Raw genomic sequence first — 22827 nt, 5'->3', positions numbered from 1 at the left:
CCCGCGGAGCGGGTCCCCTTGCGCTGCGCGCAAGAAAGCGGAGGGGCTGCGCCCCTCTCGCTCCCGCTCCGCGTGAGCGGACGCAGTGCGCTCCGCGCACTGCTCGCCCGGCGCAGCCGGGCGGCTCCCTCTGCTCCGCTCCAGGAGCCCAGGGAGAACCGGGCCGCTCCGCGTCCCGGCGGTCGGCCTCCGGCCGACCCGTGGCTTCCGCTTCGCTCCAGCCACCCGCTGGCCGGGCCACCCGTGCGCCTGCGGGCCAGGCGTGCCACGCTCCGCGCGGCCCGCCCACGGGGCTTGGGCCACAACAAGCGGCAGCAAGAAGGGCTGGGGGCTGGGCGTCTCGGCTGAAAGGGTTCATGGGGTGTGCTTCAAAAATTGATAGCGGATTGACTCTGGAGTCATGCTCTACCCCCGGTGCGTCAAGATCACTGCTCGATGGGATGGCGCGAATTTCGGCACTACCGCCAGGGCCCGCGCACCCCTTGAATTCTGGATGCGCGGGCCTTTCCGTGGGTGCGTTATTTTGGGCCCTGGCTGGCCTTGCCTACCAGGGCCCGTCCCCTACTGCTGGTAGCTGTCGCCGTAGTAGAGGGCTTCGTATTCCATCCCGCCCCAGTCGCATTCCGTGCAGTGGCACCACTGACGGCATGTCAGTGAAACCTCTCCCGTCCTGCATTTCGGGCAGCGGAGGCGCGATTCTTGAGGGACGTCCAATCCCAGCTCCACCGTGTCGCAACCCATGGAAAGGAGCACGCGGAGGGTACGGAATTCCGCCGTCTCGTCCGCCGATTCCGGGTCCGCCGCGAGATACAGGCGGACCGTGTCGACCGTGTGCGCGGCCACGATGACGGGAGACTCCGCGTAGCCGAGTTCCCCCGTGGGGTGCACGCTCCACACTTCGTGGCCTTCTAGGCGCCATTCGGCGTCTTCCGTGGTCACGCGGCTGCCGCAGTCGGCGCAGACGAAGGTGTGGTCGCTGGCGGCGTACAGCGGCGAGAGGCCGCCGCACGCCTGGCACAGGAGGGTGTGCAGCATGAGGGTTCGGGTCCGGCTCACTTCTTTTCCGCCTTCGGGTAGGGAATTCCAGCTTCGTACGCGGCGCGCAAACGGCTTGCCGCGTCGCGGGACTTTCGGAGCGCCTCCAATTCCCCGTACGAGTCGTGGGGGGCGCTCATGTAGTCATCGAGGGATTCGGCGATTTCCGCGAGGGAAACGGCCGGGTCGGTGACGTACCCGAGGGTGCCGTCCGGGCCTACCACCCAAATCTCATTACCGTCGAGCGAGATTTCCGTGCAGAAAAGGAGCCACCCGCAGTCATCGCATTGGAAAAGCCCTTCCACGGTCAGGCGCATTCGTGCGCTGTAGTTGCCGCATTCCCCGCAGAGAATCGGGATCAATTCGTTCTCCTTTGGTGTGGGAGGGGGTGCGCCCCGTGGGGGCGCACCCGGGGGTGGGGGTTAGCTGCGGCGGTGCTGGGGGTGGAGGCCGTCGCGGAGGCCCTCGCGGAGGGCGGTGCGGGCGGTGTCGATGAGGTCGAGTGCGGCGAGTGCGGTGGTCTCGGTGAGGACGTGGTGGCGGTCGCCGGTGGCGGTGGGCAGGCCGGTGAGCAGGAGGGAGCCGTACACGGCGGCCGGTCCGGCGGTGCCGACCAGCACGGTCGCGAGGACGTTGAGGGGGAGACCCTCGGTGGGGTCGGTGACGCCGTGGAGGGCGACGCCGCCGATCGTGCGGAGCGGGGTCAGGTAGAGGGGGCGGTCGGCCTGGTCGGCGGAGGACTGGACCGGCAGGGCGATTTCACCGGCCTGGGCAGGGAAGGGAGCCGCGATGCCGTCGACGTTGAGGAGGTACAGGAACATGGTGTGCCCTTCGGGTGGGTGGGGTGTGTGCCTTGGGTGGCGGCCCGATGCCACTCGGGCCGCCCCGGGGGGGGGGGGGCGGGCGCTGCCTTGGGGCGCGCCCGCCGGGGGCCGGACGGGGTGTCAGCTACCGAGGTAGGCGTGCACGGTGCCGTCGGCGGATTCGATGCTGAGCGCCGTGTGGGTGGCGTCGGCGGCGTCCATCAGGAGGACCGAGAGGTCCATGAACTGCTCCAGCGAGAGGAACCGGTGCGTGCCGTCCTCGTCGGTGCGGCTGATCAGGACGTTGCCGCGTACGTACTCGCCGAGGAGCTTGGTGGCGATCGGGGCCTCGGGGTGGGTGGGGTCGGTCACGAAGTGGGCCGAGTAGCCCTTCATGCCGGGCACGGGGACGGTGCGGAGGGCCGTCCCGGCGGGGACGGCGGCGACGTGGATGGGCGCGACGTCGTCGCGGTCGCCGTGGAACAGCTCCATGCGACCGAGGAAGGAGAGGCCGAGGAGTGCGTACATGGGTGTGCCTTTCAGTGAGTGGTCTTGGGAGTCGGGGACCGATGCCACTCGGTGACCCCGACAAGAGAAATGTATGTCACTTGCTTAAATGACGCGGGGAAATCCGGGCCCCCAAACGAGTGAATCCGCTGGTCACCCCACCTGTGCGCATGACCGGCGCAGCGGACTGCGGAGCAGGCCACACTTCGCCCTCCGTAGGGCGCTGCGCGCCCGCCTGCGGGCCGATCGCGAAGCGAGCGAACCGGGCAGGCACCCCGAGCCACCCACCGGCCGCGCAGCGCGCTGCGCTGCGGATCTTTCCCGCCGCGCAGCGGCGGCACAGCGGACTGCGGAGCAGGCCGCCCTTTCCCCTCCGGGGGGACGCTATACGCCCGCCTGCGGGCCGATCGCCGAGCGGGCGAGGCAGGACTCCGAGCCGCCCACCGGCCGTGCAGCGCGGAGCGCTGCGGATCTTTCCCGCCGCGTAGCGGCGGCGCGGCGTCTCTGCGGAGCAGAGCGCGCGCACAGAAGGAGGGCAGCAACCCCGTGCTGCGCCGCTGCTCCTCCGTGCTGCGCCCTGGGAATGTTCGGGCGCAGAATCGGTTGTTCCCCTGCGGAAGCCCCTGCCGAAAGAAGCCCTTCGTGGCCACGCCTCCGCGCGCCCTGGACTGCGCGCCGTGGACTGCGCGCCGTCCCAGATCGGTCCGTGCGCGCGGTGCCGTCAGCCGTGCTGCCGGTACGGGGACGGGGCCAACAGCCTCTGCGTCACGTGCCGCGCCCCGGTCGAGGCTGCCCGGAAGAAGCCGAACCCCCGGCAGTAGCCCGCGCTGCGCCGCTGCTCCCCGGCCGCGCGCGCCCCGGGGTGGGCGGCGGTCACCGCTCCCATGCGGCTTGGAGGGCAGTACGGGCGGTGAGCGGCGGATACCCCAGGCGCGCCGTGACGTCCTCGGCGGTGGCGCCCGGGTCGGCGGCCAGCAGCTCCGCGACGGCGTCCGCGCGCGCGGCGGCTAGGGCCTTGGTCGCGGTGTTCTGGTGCACGCCGAGGGTCTCGGCGACGGCCTGGGCGGTCACGGCCGGGTCGGCGGCGAGCAGTTCGGCGGTGCGGGGGCGGATCTCCTCGCGGGGCAGCAGGTCGCCGGTGCCGCGCGGCCGGCCTCCGCGCGCCCGCTTGCCCGCGTCTCCCGGCCGGGCCGCCTGCCACTTCTCGATCACGTCCCTAGGCCAGTGCTCCACTCCCCCCACCACCTGGCACGCGGCCCGCAGGTCCTGGTCCGCGCGGGCGTACTGGTCCCAGGAGCGGGGGGCCACGCCGAGGACGGCCGCGGCCTCCTGGCGGTCGAGGAGGTCGCCCGGCTCATCCGTCGTCGGGAGGACGGGGACGGGTTTCCCGGCGGCCCACGCGTCTTGCTGCCGGGCGTCCCAGAGCAGGGTGCGCGCGCCCTCGCTGCTGACCGGCTTCGGCCGGCCGGGGGCCTGCGCCGCCTTCTTCGTCCGCCAGGTCCCCAGCGTCATGCCCTCCCGCGCGGCGAGGTCGGCGGACGTGAGAACGTAGGGCTCGCGCCCGGAACGGATCATCAGACAACTCCGGATGTGGGAAGGGAGCTTCGCGAGGAAACCGCGCTCAGGAAAACAGTACGGCACATGCCTCATGCGCGGGGGTTCGTGGCACACTGTGCCCAGAGCAGCTCCCTGGTGGGTTGTCTTGGGAAGGCCGGCGCCCTATGCCACCCGCTCCGGCGGAATGGGCGCCGGCCGCTTTTCTTTCCCCGTCGTGGCATCCGGCCCTGGAAGTCCGTGCAACCACTGGTGTCCGCCCGGTGTCTACCTCGGCATGACAGTCACACCAAAGCGAGAATCCGGCCCGCATGACAGGGAGTTGCGGCTATGGAAGGTCGGGCGGGCGCTGCTGCTGGCCTTCACCGCGGCCGTCCTCACCGCAGGGGCCATCTTCTACGGGCTGGTGGTGCTGCTCGACTTCAAGGCGATCGACACGGGTACGAAGCTCGACGCGAAGACGCTTTTTGACCTAGTGAAGCTTTCCTTCGGGGTGGTCGCGGGAGCGGGTGCGCTCGTCGCCCTGGTCGTCGCCTACCGCCGTCAGCGGGTGGATGAGGCAGGCGCGCACCGCGAGTCCACCCGGCTGCACACCGAACGCTTCTCGGCGGCCGTCGACAAACTCGGCTCCGACTCCCCCGCCGTCCGTCTCGGCGGCGTCCACGCCCTCGCCGGCCTCGCCGACGACGCCCCCACCCAGGACCTTCGCCAGACCTGCATCGACGTCCTGTGCGCCTATCTGCGCCTTCCCTCCGCCCCCGACCCCGGAAACCCGCCCCACCCCCTGCCCTCCACCCCCGAGCCCTCCGAGGAACAACGCGACGCCCACCAGATCAGGCACGACACCTACCAGGCCAAACGAGACCAGTACCGGGCACTGCGCGAAGTCCGCCACACCATCCTGCGCCTGATCGGAGACCACTACCGCATCCCCCAGAACACACACCGCTCCTGGCAGGGCTGCCACCTCGACCTCACCGGGGTCACCATCGACGGCACCATGGACTTCACCGACGCGGAATTCTCCGGCGGCACCGTGGACTTCAGCAATGCGAGGTTCACCGGCGGCACCATGTACTTCAACGGCGCGAACTTCTCCAGCAACTTCGTGAACTTCAGCAACGCGAGGTTCACCGGCGGCACCGTGCACTTCAGCAACGCGAGGTTCACCGGCAGCCACGTGAACTTCATCGGCGCGTGGTTCACCGGCGGCACCATGCGCTTCAACGGCGCGAAGTTCACCGACGGCGACGTGAACTTCGGCAACGCGAGGTTCGTTGGCGGCACCGTGAACTTCAGCAGTTCGAACTTTTCCGGCGGCACCGTGCGCCTCAACTACGCGAGGTTCACCGGCGGCACCGTGCGCCTCAACTACGCGAGGTTCACCGGCGGCACCATGTACTTCAACGGCGCGGAGTTCTCTGGCGGCACCGTGAACTTCGACCGCGCGAGGCTTTCCAGCGGCACCGTGAACTTCGACCACGCGAGGTTCACCGGCGGCACCGTGAACTTCAACCACGCGAGGTTCGCCGGCAGCACCGTGAACTTCAGGGACGCCTCGGGGGCCGCGCCATCTGGCCTGGTTCCGGCCGATGCCTCCGCCCCCTTGCCTCAGGGCCTCATCCTGCCTCCCGCATGGCTTCCGACGGGTTCCGGCTAGCCGTACTCGGGACCGGCGCATCCCATACTTCACGGGAAGGCCAGTGCCCTGGGTCGGTTGACGGCGGATAGTCTGCGGGGCATGTGGATTGCGATTGCCAGCCCCAGGTCAACGGGCAAGACGACTATCGCGTGGTGGCTGATGCACGCGCTGCATGAGCTGGGCTACGGCGTGACGGGATTCGACGCGGACGAGTCGGAGCAGTTCTACCGGTGGTGGGACGCCCGCCCTGGTGGGGAGCCTGATTTCACCGTCCACCGGGTCGCCAACAGCCGCTTCCACGAAGAGGCTCCGACCCTGCTTCCCGCAGGACACATCGGCGTCGTGGACTGCGGGCACTTGGAGAACCACCAGCCCATCGGCCGCAGCGTGATCCGTCTCGCTGACCTCGTTCTGGTGGCCTGTGCCACGACCAACAGCGACGTGGAGCGCATGGACGAGCTGCCCATGGATTTCTTCATCGAGCAGGCGTCGGCCAAGCGCCCGGATGGCACGCCTCCGCACCCGGTACTGCTGTGCCGGAACCAGCCGGGAGCGACTCGGATGCGCGACAGCATCCGGGAGACTCTCACCGAGGACAACTGGGACGTGTTGGAGACGGTCATTCCTGCCGTGCAGATGTACGCCAACACCGGCGAAGGGATGGCCGTGCGGGCCAAGGGCAGTGACTTTGAGGCCCTGGTGCACGAGCTTGAGTCGCGCGGGTGGGTGAGCAAGTGAGCACGAAGAACCCCACCGCGGCAGAGCTGCGCGCTCTGCGCAAGCAGCGTCGTGCCGAGGACGCGCAGGCGAAGGGCGGAGCTCCAGCGAGCACGGAGATCGCGCAGGGGCGCGCCGAGGCGATGATGACGGTCTCCGATCTCCCGGAGGTTGTGGACGCTCCGGAGGATCTGTCCGGCCCGCTGAGCGAGACCGAGGCGGAGCGGTGGGAGCGGTGTCAGGCCGGCTTCCGGCAGTTCCGCGATGCCTGGCATGTCTTTGCTCGCGCTCTGGAGGTGGCACTGCGGGGGAGGTTGTGGCGCGCGGACTACGCGACGGCCCGTGACTTCATCGCGGACGTGGCGCAGATGTCGACCTCGTCGGCTTACCGGCAGATCGCGGGTGCGGGAATCGCGGAGATCCTTGCAGGTCAGTCCGCATTCGAACTTGAATCGAACGAAGAGTCCCGCATGCGGGACTCTTCAGCGGACGACGTCTCGGAGGCACACGCAGACACTCCGCAGGCTGCTCGTCCCATGGTCATCTCGCAGCGTGCTGCCGAGGCTCTCGGTCCGGTGCAGGAGAGCTACGACAAGGAGACCGCCGCCGCTCTCTACCGGGCCGTCGCCGAGACGCGGGGAACGGACACCGTCAGCAGCAAGGTGATCAAGGGCATCGTGTTGCAGCTCCCCCGGGGCGACGCGTTGGGCCGCGAGGAGCTGATCGACCACGCCCGGAAGCTCGCGCAGCCCGAGGAGGAAGAGTCCACTCCGGCCGCTCCGGCCCCGGTAGCGGACCCTGTTTCGGCGTTCCGGGAGTACGTCGTCACCGTCCGGAAGTTCGCGAAGGCTGTGGACGGTATGGCTGCTGCTCACGCTGCCGCCGCGCAGGCCGATCCGGAGGCCACCCGCAAGATGGTCGCCACGATGGGACGCCACATGAAGGCAGCGACCAAGCACTTCCCGGACGTGTAGACGCAGCAACCCGGGGCTGCCACTGTCACCGCAGCGCCCCACCGTCACCCTGTGAGGTGAGCCGGTGCGTGGCAGCCCCCGCCGCCGGGTCTGGACACGGAACTGTGGTGCCATGATCTATCGGCCCGTACTCGCAACCGCCGTCGTGGTGCTGTGTCTTGGCACTGCCGCCTGCGGCACTGACACATCACCGCAGCCACAGGACGGGAAGGCGTCCCACGGTTCAGCCCGCCCGGCGCCGGAGGAACAGGACGGCATCGGCTGGGAAGGCCGCCGCCAGGACGCCCCAACGACGCCCGCCCCTTCGCCCACAACGGCCGCACCGTCGACCGTTCCGCCCGTGGACTCCGACGACGCCCCGGCCGATCCGGCGCGCCCTCGGGAAGAGGCAGGGGTGAAGGTTCCGGCACCCGCAGCAGCGCGCCCCGGTGGCCGGGAGCAGGCCGGGGTGCGTACGCCGCGCCGGGATGTGGCTGCACCCCGGCGGGCGGTGGCCACTGCGCAGCCGGCCCCGCCTCGGGCCCGACGTGCGGCCGTGACCGGTACGCCGAAGTCCTCCGCTCCGAAACCGAAGAAGAAGGCGGCTGCACCGAGGGTGCAGCCGAAGCGGAAGAAGACGGCCGCCCCGAAGGTGAAGGCGACACCGAAGAAGGGGACGGCTCCCGTCCAGACGGTCAATCCGGCGATCCTGTGCGACATGTCGCGCGGTCACGCCCGGAAGGACTTGCAAAAGTCCTGCGAAAATACCTTTGGCCGGTCGCCCCGGTAGCGCTGGTCACTGTCCGGCGCGGGTTAGGACGTCGGCTGCCTGGTCGTGGTGCCCGAGCGATTCGAGGACGGCGACCAGGCGGTCAGCGTCGTCTCGGGCACCTTCCGGATCGGCTGGCCACCACCACTTCCCCCACACCGCGTGAGCGTTGCGGGCGGCGCGGTGGGTTTCTGCGGGCGGAGCTCCGGCGGCGTGGCGCAGCCGGGCGGTTCGTAGGAGGAGGTCGACGGCCTCTGCCGGGTCGTCGGCGGCGTGGTGGAGGGCGTGCCAGGCCCAGCAGGTGAGGACCTGGATGGGGTGGGGGTGGGCGAGTCCGTACGCGGCGGCAAGGTCGCTGTAGAGCTGCCGGGCGAGGGAGGCCGCGGTGGTGTGGTCTCCCGCGCGGGCGGCGGCGGCGAGCTGCTCCCCGGCGTCGGCGTACGGGGTGACGAGGGGGGCGTGCCAGTCGTCGGCCGGAGGCGCGGCGGCGACCGCCGGGGGCGTGGCCGGGACGGGAGGCACGGCGGCCGGGGCGGGGCCGGGCACGGTGGTGATCTCTCCGGCCGGGGTCATGGTCATGTGCCACGTCTGGTCCGGCTCGTGCGCGCTGATGGCCAGGGGGTAGCCGAGGTGGGCGGCGCGGGTGCGCAGGAGGGCCAGGGCGGCGCGGCGGCGCGTGTCCATGTCGGTGCCTTCGAGCGGGATGCCGTCGAGATCGCCCCCGGTGGGGGTGAGGGTGATCACGCACGCGGACGCCCCGGTGGGCTCCTCGGCCGTCGCCGGTACGGCCTTTTCCTTCTTCGGTCGTCGCAGCATTTACGCCCCTTTCGGAAAATACGGTGGAGCCCACCCTAGGTAGGTGGAACCCCATTCTTTTTCGATGGCAGACGCCGGTACAACGTCGATATAGCCCGGCCTGCGAATGTCATTACTGGCAATTTTCCCGTCACCGAGATAAACGGCGACATGCCCGGCCCTCTGCCCGGTGTCCCAATACATCAGGGCCCCGGGCGGAACGGCACGGCTTTTGTCGTGACGCATAGTGGCGGGCATTTGCCGGTAGTGGTCGATGGCATAGGGAACACCGGACACATTCCACCCGTGAACGATGGCGACGAACGCCAGGCACCGGCGGTACCAGGTGCCGCGGCCGGTGGCGGCCTCCCTGCGCGCCCACGCGATGGCCTCCGCATTCGACCGCGGATTGCGGACGGCACCGGGCCATCCCGCCCCGGCGTCATGGAAGGGGGCGCCGGGCGTGCCGGGGCCCCGCTCGCAGCCGACGGCCGGGGGCTGCGGGGCTCCTTGGTCGTTGTCGGCGCGGGTGGCGGCGGTGCCGGCGCGGCCCAGGTCGATTCCTGCGTCCCGGGCGACCTGTGCGGCGCGGAGCCGCTGGCCCGCGTAGAGCTCGGGGTGGGCGCTCTTCTGGACGGCCTGCGCGGCGGCCCCGGGCGGCATGGACTCCCATCCGCGTACGTCCGTCAGTCCGGACGGTTTCCCGGGATTTCCGCCGAAGAACAGGCGGGCGGAGTAGCGGACGTTCAGGATCTCCTCTGGCGTCCCCCATCCTTGCGAGGGGCGTTGCTGGAATACGCCCAGACTGTCGGCGTGGCCGTATTTCAGATTTCGCAGGCCGCTTTCCTGCAGAGCGGTCATGAGCGCGATAAGGGTTGCCTGTCCGGACAGTCCGCGTCCTTTCGCCACCGCGTCGATGGTGCGGGCATTGTCTACCTGGGCGGTGAGGAGGAATTCTTCTGACGGCCCGTCTCCCGCGCCGATGTCGGGGATTCCAGCAGGGGTGCATGCCGCGCTTTGCGCTTTGTCGTTGAGCTGCTGTACTGCGCTGCCCGCCATGGTGAGCGCGGACGTGCCGCCGATGACCAGGCCGAACACGACCAGGAGGGCGGCGGCCCCCTTCACCTGGACGGGCAGGAGGGCGGTTCGGGCGGCGGCGGTCGCGGCGTCGCGGGTGTCCATCACAGGCCGAGGACGCGGGATACCCGCCACCCGGCGGTGAGCCGCAGGAGTTCGGCGCGGACGGTGAGCGTCTCGGAGTAGGCGGTGTAGCCGTCGACGGCGGTCGTGGTGGTGATCGTGCGCCATACCCGTTGGTCGGGGATGTCCGGGGGGAGGTCGGGCCCGGCGGGGCTGACGCGCACGGCCGTGACGGTGCTGATCCCGCCCCGGCTCACCAGCCGTCCCCACGCGGGGTCCTGGTGGGCGGTCAGGTTGTCGGTCAGACCTGCGGTGGCCCACGGGGCGGCCCGGCGGACGGCGGCGGTGTGTGTGCGGTCCGGTACCGGGTCGCGGGTCCAGTAGGCGCGTGCCCATGCCTCTGCGACGTCCTCCGGTGCGGCGACGGCGGGAGGGGCGGGTGCGGCCGGGGGCGGGGGTGGCGGCTGGGCGGCGGCCGGGGCGGCGGGGCGGGGTGCGGCAGCGGGCGGGGCCGGGTCGGCGGCCGTCAGGTGGCGTACGAGGAGACCGGTTCCGAGGAGGAGGGCGACGACCAGGAGGAGCCCGAGGGGGGTCACGGGTTCCCGGCGGACGGCGGCGGCGCGGCGGGAGATTCCGTCAGCCAGCGGCACCGGGGCGGGGCTGTGCTGCCGCCGTCGGCGCAACCGCCTGCGGCGGGAAGGGGGTGGTGCGGCGGGGTGGGGGTCGGCGGGAAGGGAGTGCAGCAGCTCCCGCCAGTCCTCGGGGCGGTTGTCCGGCGGGGGCTGCTGCGTCATGTGGGGTGGTCCTCGTTCTACAGGGGCGGGGGCAGGGCGCGGCGGGAGGGCGGCGGGGGCGGTTGCCGGCGGGCGGGGCGCGGGATTGCCGTGCGGCGCTGCGGAGGCCGGCGGTGGCCCGTGGGGGGCGGTGGCGGGGGCTGTGTCCGGCGGGTCGGGGGCCGGGGCGGGCCGCCGATCCCGGTCGGGGGGACGGCCACCAGGTCCGCAGGCAGTGCGACCCCAGCCGGGTCGGGTGCCGAGCGGGCCGGGGGCAGCGCCGGGGTCTGGGCTTGCGGAGCGCCACGGCCGGGGCCGATCGCGGTGGGCGCGGTCGTCGTGGCGGTCGCGGTGACCGCGCCGGGGCCGCCGGAGGCGACCGTGGCGGGGGTCGCGGGGCTGGGGCCGGTCGGCGCGGTAATGCCGCTGCCTGTGGTGCCCGTGCTCGTGCCTGTGCCTGTGGTGCTGCCCGCCGTCGTGGGGGCGGAGGGCCGGTTGCCGGGGCGGGGGCCTGGGGGTTTGGGGGTGGGGCGGGAGGGCGGGCGCGGGGTGCCGCCGCGTCCTCCGGTCCCGCCGCCTGTGCCGCCGTCCGGTCCGGTGGGGGGTGTCGGGGAGGGGGTGTTGCGCCGGGTGGCGGTTGCTCCGACGCGGCTTGCCTGGCGGGTGACGAGCATGCCGAGCAGTGCACCGGCTCCGCCGCCCATCCCGCCGCCGTTATTGCCCACGATCGCCTGCAGGGTGGCCCGGTACTTGAAAGCGGCGAGCGCGGCAACGACGGACAGGGCGGCGGAGGGCCCCCATCCGAGGTTGCCCATGCGGCTGGTGATCGCTACCTGAATGATCATGACCGCGCCGACGGTCATCGTCGCGAGCGCGGACTCCAGCACCTCCCCGAAGAGCTTGTCAGCCCAGGTGATTCCCCATTTCCGGGGGCGCCCGGGGATGATCCAGAGCGCCGCGAACACGGAGCCGACGACCAGCAGAAACAGCGCGCTCAGCAGGGACTTGAGAGAGGCGAACAGGAGAGTGATCAGAAGTCCTGCGAAGAGCAGGGCGACGATCACGGAAGGGAGCAGTACGGCGGCCCGGCGGAGGGGCATGTGGCCCTCCCGCCATTGGGCGCTCTCCTCTCCCACGGTGTCGTCCGTGACGGCCCCCTGGAGGTACTTCTTGCGCTCCTCCATGTCGCTGCCCAGATCAAGGGTCGGGCGCCCGTACTTCTTGCACGCCTCCAGGGAGCCGAACTCTGCGACGCACCAGGGGACGGCGGTGTACGTGCGCCACACGGCGTCCGTGGCGGTGCGGATCATGGTGTCACGGGTCGGCCCCGGGTAGGCGGGAGTGTGCCCCAGTTTGAAGGGGACCTCTTCCATGCCCTTGCCGCCGCCTAGTCCGCTGCTGGTGGCGGACAGAGCGACCTCTGCGCCGATGGTCCGGCCCGCGTCGACACCGTCAACCCACATCTGCGGTGTCTGGTAGAGCGTCACGGCCACGACGGCGGACACGACGACCCACGCGAAGTCACGGAACCCGGACCCCTGGGAGTACGCCATGAAAGCGGCGACCGCGAGGCAGGCCGGGAACAGGCCGACCAGCACAGTTTCCCCCGATCCGGCGATCGCGGCCGTCAACGGCTCCTGGATCCCGGGCAGTTCGACCAGGCCGAAGGTCCAGCGCATCAGGCCGGTACAGGCTGCGCCGACGACGACCAGGAGCGTCATCAGCATGTCGGGGATGATGTGCAGCAGCGGGTCCCAGATGTCCGTTGACCCGTAGTCGGTGTCGAGAGACCACACCCACCCGCCCGGGTCGTACGTCTCCACCATCGTCCCGTTCCCGTTCTTCGGGGTCTGCGGCGACGGCCAGAGATCCCCGAGCCCCACCGGGTCGATGGTGTCCGCGCACGCGCTGCCCGCGATCACGACGGTCAGAACGGCGGCGAGCACCGTCACGGTCTTGGGGCGGTTCACCGGGGACCACCCGCCAGGGCGGCGGCGGCCGGGTCGGGGGCAGAGAGCGCCGCTTCCCGGACGGAGGCACGCTGGGCGACGCGCCACCCGTCGGCCTCGGCCACCAGGCGCAGCGCGGTACGGACGGTGCGGACGGGTCTTCCCGGCTCCTGGGAGGTGTGGGCGAGCAGCACTCCCCATCCCTGCTTGTACGGGTCGGGGCTGTGCAGCCTGACCGTGGGCCGGTCGGTGTGGACCGGGCCGAAGTGCGGGCGGGCGGTGGAGGCCGGCCGGGAGGGAGTGGGGGTCGCGTACACGGTGGTGCCGTCCGCGTACACCAGCAGTGGCGCGGCGGAGGCCGCGGTGGCGGAGGGCGCCGGGTCGGGGACCGGCCTGGTCGGGGTCGCGTGCCAGGCACGGCAGATCGCCGCACGGTCGGCGGACGACAGACCACAGGCGGTCCGCCAGTCGTCGGCGAGGACTGCCGAGAGGTAGCGGACGGCCACCTCCTCGGCAGCGGCCGGGGACCCGCCCGTCACGGGTGCGGGCGCATCGCTGCTGGTGGGAGAGGGTGTGCAGCCGGTGACGGCGAGCACCAGGACGACGGAGGCGAGAGAGCGTCGGAGGTTCACCGGGCCGCCCTCTCCTCGGCGGGCGCACCGGCCTGCTTGGCGAGCGCGACGGCTGCGCGGGGGGAGGTGTCGAGCATCTCCAGCAGGTCGGCGGTAGCCGGGTCCCACTGCATCGTGGCGGCGCGCAGCCGCCAGTCACGCAGGATGGCCCGGCCGTGGATGACGCGGTTGTCCGCGCCGACTCCCAGGGAGCGGATCAGGTCACGGGTGTGGCGCCCGGGGGGCAGCCCGAGGAGTTCGGCCAGTGCGTCGGCCTGTGACGGGGTCGTGAGCTGGAAGCCGACCACGGTGGAGAGTTGCTCCACGACGGCGACCAGGCGCGCGAGGGTCTCCGCGTCCTGAGTGTCCATCAGCAGATGCGTGCCCATGGCCCGCCCGGTCCGGGCGATCCACGTCAGGAAACGCCGGCCCTCGTTTGTGCTGGTGAGAACGTGCACTTCGGGGATCGCCAGCACTTTGGGCAGTCCCCGCAGATCCTTCCTTCCGGTGGTGATCAGCCCGTAGGCGAGCATGCCGTGCATGAGCCCGACGGAGCAGCGCTGGACGGGGGTCCACCCGGCGCGGTCCTCCTCCGCCGTCGGCAGGGTGAGCCCCGGCATCTGCACCACCCAGATGCCGGGGTCAGCGGTCAGGGGCAGCGTTGTCCCGGCGGACCGCCCCATGATCGGCGCACCCAAAGGGGTCTGGGCGAGTTCGTACAGGGCCTCTCCGGTCCGGCGGGCCAGGTCGTCGCCCTCGGTGAAGCGCAAGCGGTCGATGACCCGCCAGGTGGCCGGGTCCGGGCCGTCCATGACCGCGTTCACGGCCTGCTGCACCACGACTTCCGCGCCCTCCGCCTGGAGGTGAGGCGGGGTCACGATCCCGAGCTGTGCGGGCACTTCGGAGCGGGCGTCGTCGCGTCCGGCGAGCAGTTGCATGAGGTCGATGGCACCGGCCATTGACCGGTCCGTCTCCAGCAGCCGGGACGGGATGCCGTAGTACGCCCCGGCCCGCGTCAGCCCGCCGAGGTCGCCTTTGAAATCAAGGCTGAGGCTCCACGCGCCCGCTAGGCCGGCATCAAGGAGGCCCTGCATCATGGCGGTTGTTTTGCCCTTGCCGGACCGCCCGACGTAGAGGGTCGTGGTCGAGTCGCCCCGGTCCGCACCCGCGATCACCGAGTGCCGCACCACGCCCGGCGTCGACCCGGTCAGATAGCCGACGATCGGCGCCGGGGCGTCGTCCCCGACGATCGCGCCGCCCCACCACCAGGTCCCCGCCATGGCCACGGTGTCCCGCGTGTGCCCTAGGTCGGGCACCCGCAGCCGGTCCCCCGCCCACGTCTCCAGCCATAGCTCCCGCTGCTCTTCCTCGGCCACGCGCACGTCAATTCCGCTCGCCCCGTAGTAGGTGACGACCGCGTCCGTGCGGGCGCGCAGGTCCGCCAGGCTCTCCGTACTGGTGACGACAATCCGCGGGTGATCCTCCACCAGGGAGCACTCGTCCCGGGCCAGGTCGCGCACCAGGCCCTCCATGGTCGACTCGGTCTCCTGCACCGCCCGGCCGGGGTCCTCGGCGGTGTGCTCGGCGGCAGACCGGCGCTGCTCCTTCGCGCGGCGGCGCACGGTGTCGGCGCTGTCGATGGCCTCCCGGCGCGGCAGCACCCGCAGGCGCACGCTCGCCTCCGGGGAGACCGGGGCGAGCAGCTCCTCGGGGATGCCGTCGACGTCGACGGCATCCCGGGCGTAGGCGATCTCCGAGAGGGCGCGCAGCCACTCGCCCGGCCCGGGGATGGCCATCTTTTCCGGGAAAGCGGTGTAGGTAAGCACGCTGACCCAGGCCGTGACGCCGCCGGAGGCGTCGACGAGCTGGAGATGGTCGGGGTGGGGTACGGCGCGGCCCCGGGTCAGGGCGGCGAGCGCGGCCCCGGTGATCGCGCCCCGGCAGGCGGCGGGCGGCAGCGCGGCGCGGTGCTGCTCCCGCGCGATCATCCACGCGAGGAGATCCACCGACGCGGCGCGGCAGCGCCACGGTGACGCCTCCAATCGGCGCTGGAGGCGGCGGGCTTGCTCATGCCAGGTCGCCAATTCCCGCGCTCCGACCCCGGCGGAGCCGACGCCCGCCACTTCGGTGGCGCGCTGCGGCCCGCTGGTGCGCCGGTCCCCCAGGCGCACCCCCATCAGGGTGTGCCGCACGGGGAGGGCGATTTGGTCCAGCCGGGCCACCCGGTCGGCGGCCCACTGCTGCCAGTGGCCCACCGAGTACAGGCCGGCCGCCTCCTGGGCGTAGTCCTCGGCGACCATTTGCGACCACAGCACCCGCAGGTGCACGTCCGCGCCCGCGAGGGTGCTGACCAGTGCGGCGGACGCGCGGCCCGTCTCCGCGTCGCGTTCCTCCTCCGACATCAGGTCGCTGTTGACGGTTTCCACCTGGTACCAGGCCCACGCGGCGTCCTCCGTGATCACCAGGCCGTCAGCAAGCGCCCGGTACTGCGGAGGCGGGGCCGCCCGCTCACCAGAGACCCCGATCAGGGATGCCAGGCGCTCAGCGATCGACACGAGAGGTCTCCTTCTTCGCCCGGCGCGCGGCGGCCCGGTACAGGTGGTCGGGTCCGTACAGGCGGCACCGGGAGTCGAGGTCGACGGGCGGGGCGGAGGCGGGCACGGTGTCCGCGTCCCTTTCCGGCCCGACCAGTACGGGGGCGGCCCATGCGAGGGGGGAGCGGGTGAGGCGCTCCGCGCGGGTGCCCCAGCGGGCGCGGCGCGGCAGCCACTCCGAGCGGTGCGCGGTGACGCGCCCGCCGCAGATCACCGGGCGGTGCCCCCACACCCGGTAGCGGGCAGCGATCACCCACTCCGCGAGCCTCCACCGCCGCTCATACCGGCGGGAGGGCTGCGTGCCCACGAAAGCAACGAAAATCGGCGGCATGATGTAAAAGCTGAATGCGACCCGCCCCGGAATTCCGAAGAGAATCAGCAGCCCGCCGGTCCACACCGTGAACACGAGAATCCCGACCAGGAGGGCACGCCGTGAAACCCCCTCCCCGAGCCCCACCCCCAGAATTTCATGCTGTTTCGTGTCGATGTGGAAATGCCGGGTGTACGTGTTCCCCTCGCGCATTACGTCGGCACCATTTCCGCAATTCCGGAGAGTGCGGTTTTCGCCAGATCCGGAAACCAGGTAAAGAAAGCAACAAAAACGCCGCCGAGAACTGCCGTCGGCATTTTCTCGTACTTCTCATCCCAATACAGTTTGAGTGCGCGTGCCGCAGCACACGCGATCAAAACATTCCCGACGATCGTCAGCACCGCATCACGGAGGGCAAGCCCGGTAGGGGCCGCCGCCCATTCATAAAGCAGCATGTACCTGCACCCTTTCTGAGATTTTCAGGGCCCGGTGATCCGGGCCACCTGCCACCGGGACGCCGATTCGGCGGAAACGCGGGTGAGCTGGACCCGGTAGGTCTGTTCCGCCTCCCCGCCGCCGAGCCCCCACGTGATGACCGCCGTGCCCCACCGACTCCCGCCCTCCCCGACGTCGGCCGTCCAGGAGCGCACGTGCAGCAGCCGCAGCCCGGCGGGAAGCGGCGGGATCGCAGCCCCGGGGGCGGTCACGGCTGCGGCGTCTCCCCGGGCCCACGCCCGGAAGTAGGTCTCCACGGCCGGGCCCGTGGCCCGCGAGAAAACAGGGTCACCCGGCCGTGGGGGTGCAGGGGGTACCGCCTGCGGGCCGGTCGGCGCGCCCACCAGGGCCGGGGCCCCTGTGGCAACGACCCGCCCACCAGCGGCGGCGGCCACCGGAATCTCCAGGACGACCCAGCGCGCCGGCAGCGCCTTGTCAGGGGTGCGCACCCGCGCCTCCACCCGCACCCGGGCCCGCCCTTCGGCGGCTCCCAGCACCGCACCCGGCAACACGGTCTCCACGGTCTGCACGCCCTTGCGGTTCCATCCCATGGCCGGATCGACACCCGCCGCGAGCAGCGGCGCGAGCGCCGTTTCCCGGGCCTCCGGGGCCGCCTGGTCCCAGGTGAGATAGGCGTACGCGGTACGGGCCGCCGCGGCCTGCGCCGCCGCCACGGGGAACGCCTCGGCGGCGGCGCCCGGCGCAGGGAGCGCGGGCCCGGGGGCGGCCTCCCGAGGGGCCACGACGCCCCGCAGCCCGGCGAACGCGAGGAGTCCGACCGTGCCCCACAGCACCCAGCGGCCCGCCCGCGCGAGACCGCCCGAGCGCTCGGGAATCGGCGTCCACCCCTGCGCAGCAACGGGAGCGGGCACCGCTTTCGGCGCATTCCCGAGCTGCTCGCGGGCCGCCGCCTCGTACGGGTTCGCCGGGATCGTCTCGGCCTCTCGCCTGCTCCTATGGGTACGCACGCCCGCATAACGATCATTGGCCAGTGCAGATACGCCCGTACGGAGCAATACGCACGAACGGGGAGACCGTCATTCCCCCGTACTATTCCGCCCGGCCGCATTCCAGCGGGCCACCCATTCCCGCAACTCCTCCTCCGTGTAGTAGGAAATACGCCCGTCGGTGATTCCCTCGGGGAATTCGATTCCCCGTTTCGGGCTGCGGGAGCGGTAGCGCTTGGCCGTCTCGTACCCCCAGGGCAGGACATGTGCGTCGCACGCCTCCGCGAGAGAGTAGACGGCGGGCGCGCCCCCCTCCGGGGCCTCCGGGAGTGTCCCCTGAGCTGTCCCCTGGAGTGTCCCCTGTAGCAGTGTCCCCGGCCCTGACCTGCTATTTACCCCCTCTACCCCCACAGGCGGAACGGAGGGGACACAGGAGGGGGGACCGTACTCCCCACCCGGCAGGAAAGGGGGCACCGCGATGGCCGCCGCAGCCTTCAGGGCCTCTGCCGTGATCCACGGGGCCATCTCTCCGGCGTCGTGCCAGGCGGGTGCAGGCGGGCACGCATCGAGCAGGGCGGAAACCTGCGGCGTGATGTAGCACGCCTGAAATTCACGCACCCAGAGCTGATTGGTTTCCCCGTTGATTTTCCCGTCCGCGAAAACTCCTCTGCCCTTCACGGTGGTGTCATACGGGATGGGCTGGACAGAGGGGCTGTAGGCGACACTCCAGGAAACCCGGTCCTGATATCCCACCATCGCTTTCCAGCCGATTTGCGCTCTTTCCATCGTGCCCCCGAAATACCCACCGGCGAATTGCTGGGTGCCGACGACGACTCTGTGATCGGCAGACCGGCCCTGGAGGAAGGCGACGGCGAACCACTCCAGAAATGGAGGCGTTCCCTTTCCCTTGATCACGTACTTCCACCAGATGTACGCAAATTTCACGAGCGTCGGGAGTTCATCCACGACGAGGGTCCGGGGAATCAAAAGCGCGCGTAGCGCGGGATCGGCTTCCCTGTCTTTTGCTGCCTCGGCGGCCTGCATGGAGACCATGAATTCGGCGAAAGCCACGATGCACGCAGTAATAGTTTTGTGGATGCGGACGCCGCTTTTCCCGTCGGCTTCAGTCAGTGAGTTCTGTTTCGTGTCGAGCACATCCACGATTCCGCCGTACTGGCGGGCGTGGACTACCGCGATGTAGAGGATGGTTGATTTCCCTGTACCAGTCGCGCCCGCCACACCCCAGTGCGGTGTATCCGATTCCGTCTGAATGAGAACGTCCTTTACCTCCCCGTGCTCCAATGCCTGTCCGATGAACACCTCATGCCTGCTGCCTGTCGACCGCCACGGAACAAACGTCGGGAGCCGCGCCGGAGGCGGCGCGGGCACCCGCGCCGCCCACTCCACGTACGGGGCGCTGTCCGACCGGTGCCAGTGCGCCACCCACTCCCCGGGCACCCTCGCGGCCACCGCCGCCTCCACCGCACGCACCGCGGCCTCCGCCCCCACCCACTCCACCGGCACCCGCAGCACGATCCGGGCCCCGTCCGCCCGCAGATCGTCGGGCACCCGCAGCCACTCCTCCCGGGCCTCCGTCGACGGCACCTTGAGCAGCTCGACCACCGCCGCCCACACCCCAGCCGCGTAGCGCTGCGCGTCGGTCGGCGGGCACGGCCGCCACCACCGGAGCGCCGTCGGCCCCGTGAGCGCCGCCACCAGGGCGACGACGACCAGGACGGCCCCGACGGCGTACGCGACGGCCGGGGCCCACCACCACGCCGCCACGGCGGCCGGGAGCAGCACCCGCACCGCCGACCGCCCCGCCCATGGCCACTGCCGCCACCGGGCCGCCCCCGCCGCCAGACCGCGCACCGTCCCGGCGCCCACCCCCCACACCGTCACCCGGCGCTGCTCCGCCACCTCCGGCCGCTCCGTACGCGCGGGACGGTCGGGCCGGTGCTCGCGGTCGATGGCCTCTCCCGCCCGCCACCAGGACGCAGCCGACCGAGGCTCACCCGCCCGCAGGTCCCGCCCGGTGACGTACCGCCCCAGCGCTCCGCCACCACCCCGCCGGCCTCCCTGGGGGCGGGCGTCTCCTCTTCTGCCGGTGCCCTTCTTGCTGGCTTCCACCGCGACCAGGAGCAGCAGCACCAGACCGAGCAGCGCCGCTGCCGACGGGTTCGCCCGCGCCCATTCCCATGCCGCCATGCCGTCCTCCCGGGTTCGTCGTCCACCAACGCAACGACCCGCAGAACGCGTCGTTGCGCGGGCGGAGTTGGTGCAGCCCCGGTCCCTGCCGGACCCCCGGCGGTACCGTGGACGTGGCCCCGAGACCTAGGCAGGCACCCATGAGCGCCCTCCCGCACGACCCGCCCTACCAGTCGGCCCGGCTGGCACCCACCGAGGGACCGCAGACCCTCGCGGAGCTGCGCGCCGCGCTCGCGGCCGCTGCGCCCGCCGACCTGGTGGCGTTCGACGCCCGGCTTGCGGCCGCGCAGCTCGGGGAGGTCCCGGCGGTGATCGGCGAGTACCGGGCCGTCCTGGCGCTGCGCACTCGCCCCGAGGTCGCCGCCGCCATCGCGGCGAGCCTGGCGGGCACCGCCCAGCTCCGCCCTGCCGCCGAGGTGTTCGGCCCTGCCGAGGGCGCCGCGTGAGTGAGCCCGGCCCCTGGTCCGTCGTCGTCCACGACCGCCTGGGCGCAGAGTTCGCGAAGCAGCTCTCCCCGGGTGAGCGGCGGGCCGTGCACGATCTCCTCGCGGTCCTGGCGGCCGATCCCCGCACGGGCGTCTCGGAGCCGGTGCAGTCGGCGGAGCTCCGCCGCGCGCTGACGGCCCCGGCCGCCGACACCGGGCAGCGCGTGAGTGTGCTGTACCGGGTGCACCAGGAGACGCACACCGTAGAGATCCTGTACGTCCTGACCGGCCCGTGACACCCAGGAATCCGCCCATGAACATGACGCAGTCGGCCGCCCAGGACACACGACGGGAGATCATCCGCGAAGTGCTGGACAGCTACCTGGACTCCTGCGACCCGGAGGACGTCGACACGGACGACCTTGCCGACAACACCGCCCGCGAGCTTAAACGCCGCTCGTAGCCGTCGACGGAAGGTCCCGGAGTCACAGACTCCGGGACCTTCCGTGCTTCCGGAGTTCGGGGCTCCTGGACATGCAGTCGGCTCGCGCGGTGGGGGCTGCGCGGGCCGACTGGCCCGGTCTTCCGGGAGCGGCCGTCCGGGACGGGCGGGGGTGGCCAGCCTCCCCGCTCCAGAGCTTCGACACAGGAAGGGCCTTTAAGGAGATTTCGGGCTATTTAGCCAATCGACTAGCGGTTGAAGCGGGTTGCCGTCCGCCAGCCACATGACTACTGGCAGGAGCAGAAGCGCGACAACGAAGGCTCCAATCCAGCCGGCGCACGAGGGCAAGCAGCCGCCGCTACTTTTGGATTTAGGCGCACCCGTGCATTTGTCGCAGCCGTGGCCGCCACACCAGACGCACGGCGACCCCCAGTTTCCACCGGACATGAGACCTCCCCCGAGAGGTTCCCAGAGTAGCCCTGAATACCCTTGATCGTGTGCATACAACCCGATTCACCCCGAGGTAAGCAATACCGCCGGCATCGCCCAACTCCTGGCCACAGTCGGAGTGTTCGGCCCCGCCGGGGGCGCTCGTGAGTGAGCCCCGCCCCTGGTCCGTCCTCATACATGAGCGCCTCGGCCGTGAATTCGCGGAGCAGCTCTCCCCGAGCGAGCGGCGGGCCGTGCACGATCTCCTCGCGGTCTTGGCGGCCGACCCCCGCACGGGCGTCTCGGAACCGGTGCAGTTGGTGGAGCTCCGCCGCGCGCTGACGGCCCCGGCCGCCGACACCGGGTAGCGCGTGAGCGCGCTGCACCGCGTGCACCAGGAGCTGCGCACCGTCGAGATTCTCTACGTACTCACCGGCCCCTGACCTCACCTGTGCCGGGCAGGCACGGGGCCCTGCGGAACCGCATGCCCACCGCCAGGGCCAGCCCATGAGTCCCAGGATGAACAGATATGGGCTGCGGCTTGCTGGACGCTGTTGTTCATGACGCGCTGCGCTGCCCGTGGAGCAGGCAGTGCGGAGGCTGCAGCAGCCTGGGACTGAGAGGACCTCACCGGTTTGAAGGCCCGGCCTCGGCCCGAAGGCGTTGTGTGGGAGCAGAGGGTGTCGGGAAGCTGCAGCGCGAACTCTCTGTAGTTTCAGGGGCTTTGGGGTCCTGAGCGGATGTTCCCGCAAGAGTTACGGGTTCCAGGAGACGCAGCCGGAATGATAGCGTCCGCGACCCACGTAGGCGTGGAACTCTTCGCATATGGGCGGGAGATGGTACTTCAGAGTCCTCTCTGGTCCAACGTCATCCAGGCGGCTTCAGGCCAAGTTGTCTTTATTTGGGCCTACTTGAGGGTAACAAGGGGCCTCACTTTGTGCCGAATCCCTCGAAAATGACCTTGCTAACGAAGGCGGCAACACCTCGGTGTCAGGTAACTGACGAATCGTCTGGTTCCTCATAGGAATCATTCGAAAGGGTTTAGAGCATTTGTCCCTTGACGCCTGCTGCTCATCTGACCTGACGTATGTCCGGGGTGGGCGTGACGCAGGGTAGGCTCGTTCCAGCTCACTTCCAAACCTGTGTCGGTGGAAACCGATCGGGTCGACCGACCCGGGTCACATGGAAGAGAGCGAGGTTCGAATGGCTGACTCCGAGCGGCCGAGTAACCGGGACGACGACGTCCCCGAACCGCAGCGGGACCGCAAGGTCCCCGCCGCGGCTGACGGAGGCGAGATCTACCACTGCTCGTGCCACGAGGAGCCGGACCGCGGTGTTGCGTCGAGTGAGACGTGGGGCCGGGTGATTGCCGAAGTCCTGCTTTGGCTCATCCGCATCCTGCAGATGCTCGGCAGCGGCGAGTGAGCTCGAACTCACCCGCCGCCTGATACCGAAGCCGGCCGATGGGCCCGCGCAGTGGATTAGCTGCCCCGCGCGGGTCCATCTTCATCTCGGTACGCATGCATCTGCCAGTCATCGTTGGCATGCCAAGGGCGAACACACAACTACCCGAACCAAGCATGGTTGTTATGGGAGATTGCCGGTTGCCCCCAGCCGGTTGCTACGACCCTCCCCATTTATGGAGCGAGACAAAACCAACTTTGACCCTAAACGGTACCAGCACTGGCCTGGAGCGCAGCAGGAAGGGCACCATGGAGTGCGGCGGGTC

23 protein-coding genes are annotated in these 22827 nt (G+C 70.7%); 8 read left to right on the top strand and 15 right to left on the bottom strand.

The features are described from left to right. Positions 1-561 precede the first annotated feature (561 nt). From ACZ56L_RS35490 to ACZ56L_RS35470, 5 genes are all read right to left on the bottom strand, one after another. Positions 562-1035: a hypothetical protein gene (locus tag ACZ56L_RS35490; protein WP_471069354.1), complete on the bottom strand. Its 474-nt coding sequence runs from the start codon at positions 1033-1035 to the stop codon at positions 562-564. A gap of 17 nt (positions 1036-1052) precedes the next feature. Continuing rightward, positions 1053-1397: a hypothetical protein gene (locus tag ACZ56L_RS35485; RefSeq protein WP_471069352.1), complete on the bottom strand. Its 345-nt coding sequence runs from the start codon at positions 1395-1397 to the stop codon at positions 1053-1055. A 60-nt stretch (positions 1398-1457) separates the two neighbouring features. Further along, a complete protein-coding gene (locus ACZ56L_RS35480) occupies positions 1458-1856 on the bottom strand; it encodes a hypothetical protein (protein WP_471069350.1) in 399 nt (132 codons plus the stop codon). Positions 1857-1979: 123 nt separating this feature from the next. Continuing rightward, positions 1980-2366, bottom strand: coding sequence for a hypothetical protein (locus ACZ56L_RS35475; protein WP_471069348.1), 387 nt, complete (start codon positions 2364-2366; stop codon positions 1980-1982). An 852-nt stretch (positions 2367-3218) separates the two neighbouring features. Then, positions 3219-3920: a hypothetical protein gene (locus ACZ56L_RS35470; protein WP_471069346.1), complete on the bottom strand. Its 702-nt coding sequence runs from the start codon at positions 3918-3920 to the stop codon at positions 3219-3221. Positions 3921-4176: 256 nt separating this feature from the next. On the opposite strand from ACZ56L_RS35470, the gene ACZ56L_RS35465 reads away from it, so the two are divergent. From ACZ56L_RS35465 to ACZ56L_RS35455, 3 genes are all read left to right on the top strand, one after another. Further along, positions 4177-5559, top strand: coding sequence for a pentapeptide repeat-containing protein (locus ACZ56L_RS35465; protein WP_471069344.1), 1383 nt, complete (start codon positions 4177-4179; stop codon positions 5557-5559). Positions 5560-5640: 81 nt separating this feature from the next. After that, complete coding sequence (locus tag ACZ56L_RS35460; RefSeq protein ID WP_471069343.1) at positions 5641-6279, top strand: hypothetical protein; 639 nt, start codon at positions 5641-5643, stop codon at positions 6277-6279. Then, the gene (locus ACZ56L_RS35455) at positions 6276-7232 is read left to right on the top strand and encodes a hypothetical protein (protein WP_471069341.1); all 957 of its coding nucleotides are present in this window, start codon (positions 6276-6278) and stop codon (positions 7230-7232) included. The genes ACZ56L_RS35460 and ACZ56L_RS35455 overlap by 4 nt, the downstream gene beginning before the upstream one ends. 775 nt (positions 7233-8007) lie before the next feature. On the opposite strand, the gene ACZ56L_RS35450 is transcribed toward ACZ56L_RS35455, so the two are convergent. From ACZ56L_RS35450 to ACZ56L_RS35405, 10 genes are all read right to left on the bottom strand, one after another. Then, entirely contained in the window at positions 8008-8796 is a 789-nt protein-coding gene (locus ACZ56L_RS35450; protein ID WP_471069339.1) for a hypothetical protein, read from the bottom strand. After that, on the bottom strand, positions 8797-9957 hold the full coding sequence (locus ACZ56L_RS35445) for an NlpC/P60 family protein (RefSeq protein WP_471069356.1): 1161 nt from the start codon (positions 9955-9957) through the stop codon (positions 8797-8799). Next, positions 9957-10709 carry a hypothetical protein gene (locus ACZ56L_RS35440; protein WP_471069337.1) on the bottom strand — a complete coding sequence of 251 codons (753 nt, stop codon included), beginning with the start codon at positions 10707-10709 and terminating at the stop codon, positions 9957-9959. Before ACZ56L_RS35440 ends, ACZ56L_RS35445 begins: the two co-directional genes overlap by 1 nt. A gap of 17 nt (positions 10710-10726) precedes the next feature. Further along, positions 10727-12658 carry a hypothetical protein gene (locus tag ACZ56L_RS35435; RefSeq protein WP_471069335.1) on the bottom strand — a complete coding sequence of 644 codons (1932 nt, stop codon included), beginning with the start codon at positions 12656-12658 and terminating at the stop codon, positions 10727-10729. Continuing rightward, positions 12655-13269: a hypothetical protein gene (locus tag ACZ56L_RS35430; protein WP_471069333.1), complete on the bottom strand. Its 615-nt coding sequence runs from the start codon at positions 13267-13269 to the stop codon at positions 12655-12657. Before ACZ56L_RS35430 ends, ACZ56L_RS35435 begins: the two co-directional genes overlap by 4 nt. Beyond that, positions 13266-15803, bottom strand: a complete 2538-nt coding sequence (locus ACZ56L_RS35425) for an ATP-binding protein (RefSeq protein ID WP_471069331.1) — start codon at positions 15801-15803, stop codon at positions 13266-13268. The genes ACZ56L_RS35430 and ACZ56L_RS35425 overlap by 4 nt, the downstream gene beginning before the upstream one ends. Continuing rightward, positions 15790-16149: a hypothetical protein gene (locus tag ACZ56L_RS35420; RefSeq protein WP_471069329.1), complete on the bottom strand. Its 360-nt coding sequence runs from the start codon at positions 16147-16149 to the stop codon at positions 15790-15792. Before ACZ56L_RS35420 ends, ACZ56L_RS35425 begins: the two co-directional genes overlap by 14 nt. Before the next feature lie 215 nt (positions 16150-16364). Next, positions 16365-16607 (bottom strand): hypothetical protein, encoded by a 243-nt coding sequence (locus ACZ56L_RS35415; protein WP_471069327.1) that lies wholly within the window; start codon positions 16605-16607, stop codon positions 16365-16367. Positions 16608-16631: 24 nt separating this feature from the next. Beyond that, entirely contained in the window at positions 16632-17615 is a 984-nt protein-coding gene (locus tag ACZ56L_RS35410) for a conjugal transfer protein (RefSeq protein ID WP_471069325.1), read from the bottom strand. A 69-nt stretch (positions 17616-17684) separates the two neighbouring features. Then, the gene (locus tag ACZ56L_RS35405) at positions 17685-19802 is read right to left on the bottom strand and encodes a hypothetical protein (RefSeq protein WP_471069323.1); all 2118 of its coding nucleotides are present in this window, start codon (positions 19800-19802) and stop codon (positions 17685-17687) included. A 140-nt stretch (positions 19803-19942) separates the two neighbouring features. On the opposite strand from ACZ56L_RS35405, the gene ACZ56L_RS35400 reads away from it, so the two are divergent. The 5 genes from ACZ56L_RS35400 to ACZ56L_RS35380 all read left to right on the top strand — a co-directional run bounded on the left by ACZ56L_RS35400 (position 19943) and on the right by ACZ56L_RS35380 (position 22523). Then, the gene (locus ACZ56L_RS35400; protein ID WP_401766902.1) at positions 19943-20248 is read left to right on the top strand and encodes a hypothetical protein; all 306 of its coding nucleotides are present in this window, start codon (positions 19943-19945) and stop codon (positions 20246-20248) included. After that, entirely contained in the window at positions 20245-20523 is a 279-nt protein-coding gene (locus tag ACZ56L_RS35395; RefSeq protein WP_471069321.1) for a hypothetical protein, read from the top strand. Before ACZ56L_RS35400 ends, ACZ56L_RS35395 begins: the two co-directional genes overlap by 4 nt. Before the next feature lie 17 nt (positions 20524-20540). Continuing rightward, entirely contained in the window at positions 20541-20690 is a 150-nt protein-coding gene (locus ACZ56L_RS35390; protein WP_471069319.1) for a hypothetical protein, read from the top strand. Positions 20691-21262: 572 nt separating this feature from the next. Then, positions 21263-21466: a hypothetical protein gene (locus tag ACZ56L_RS35385; RefSeq protein WP_471069317.1), complete on the top strand. Its 204-nt coding sequence runs from the start codon at positions 21263-21265 to the stop codon at positions 21464-21466. An 835-nt stretch (positions 21467-22301) separates the two neighbouring features. Then, complete coding sequence (locus tag ACZ56L_RS35380; RefSeq protein WP_471069315.1) at positions 22302-22523, top strand: hypothetical protein; 222 nt, start codon at positions 22302-22304, stop codon at positions 22521-22523. Positions 22524-22827 lie beyond the last annotated feature (304 nt).

The organism is Streptomyces sp. NPDC039736 (assembly GCF_055596485.1).
Note: the sequence above shows the minus strand (reverse complement) of the source record. Positions and strands in the feature narration are given on the sequence as shown.

What these genes read in the sequence shown, in the direction of transcription:
- ACZ56L_RS35465 (WP_471069344.1), top strand. Translation starts at nt 4,177, where the DNA reads ATGACAGTCACACCAAAGCGAGAATCCGGCCCGCATGACAGGGAGTTG.
- ACZ56L_RS35390 (WP_471069319.1), top strand. Translation starts at nt 20,541, where the DNA reads ATGAACATGACGCAGTCGGCCGCCCAGGACACACGACGGGAGATCATC.
- ACZ56L_RS35490 (WP_471069354.1), bottom strand. Translation starts at nt 1,035, where the DNA reads ATGCTGCACACCCTCCTGTGCCAGGCGTGCGGCGGCCTCTCGCCGCTG.
- ACZ56L_RS35470 (WP_471069346.1), bottom strand. Translation starts at nt 3,920, where the DNA reads ATGATCCGTTCCGGGCGCGAGCCCTACGTTCTCACGTCCGCCGACCTC.
- ACZ56L_RS35450 (WP_471069339.1), bottom strand. Translation starts at nt 8,796, where the DNA reads ATGCTGCGACGACCGAAGAAGGAAAAGGCCGTACCGGCGACGGCCGAG.
- ACZ56L_RS35405 (WP_471069323.1), bottom strand. Translation starts at nt 19,802, where the DNA reads ATGGCGGCATGGGAATGGGCGCGGGCGAACCCGTCGGCAGCGGCGCTG.
- ACZ56L_RS35415 (WP_471069327.1), bottom strand. Translation starts at nt 16,607, where the DNA reads ATGCTGCTTTATGAATGGGCGGCGGCCCCTACCGGGCTTGCCCTCCGT.
- ACZ56L_RS35445 (WP_471069356.1), bottom strand. Translation starts at nt 9,957, where the DNA reads ATGGACACCCGCGACGCCGCGACCGCCGCCGCCCGAACCGCCCTCCTG.
- ACZ56L_RS35400 (WP_401766902.1), top strand. Translation starts at nt 19,943, where the DNA reads ATGAGCGCCCTCCCGCACGACCCGCCCTACCAGTCGGCCCGGCTGGCA.
- ACZ56L_RS35460 (WP_471069343.1), top strand. Translation starts at nt 5,641, where the DNA reads ATGTGGATTGCGATTGCCAGCCCCAGGTCAACGGGCAAGACGACTATC.
- ACZ56L_RS35480 (WP_471069350.1), bottom strand. Translation starts at nt 1,856, where the DNA reads ATGTTCCTGTACCTCCTCAACGTCGACGGCATCGCGGCTCCCTTCCCT.
- ACZ56L_RS35380 (WP_471069315.1), top strand. Translation starts at nt 22,302, where the DNA reads ATGGCTGACTCCGAGCGGCCGAGTAACCGGGACGACGACGTCCCCGAA.
- ACZ56L_RS35475 (WP_471069348.1), bottom strand. Translation starts at nt 2,366, where the DNA reads ATGTACGCACTCCTCGGCCTCTCCTTCCTCGGTCGCATGGAGCTGTTC.
- ACZ56L_RS35440 (WP_471069337.1), bottom strand. Translation starts at nt 10,709, where the DNA reads ATGACGCAGCAGCCCCCGCCGGACAACCGCCCCGAGGACTGGCGGGAG.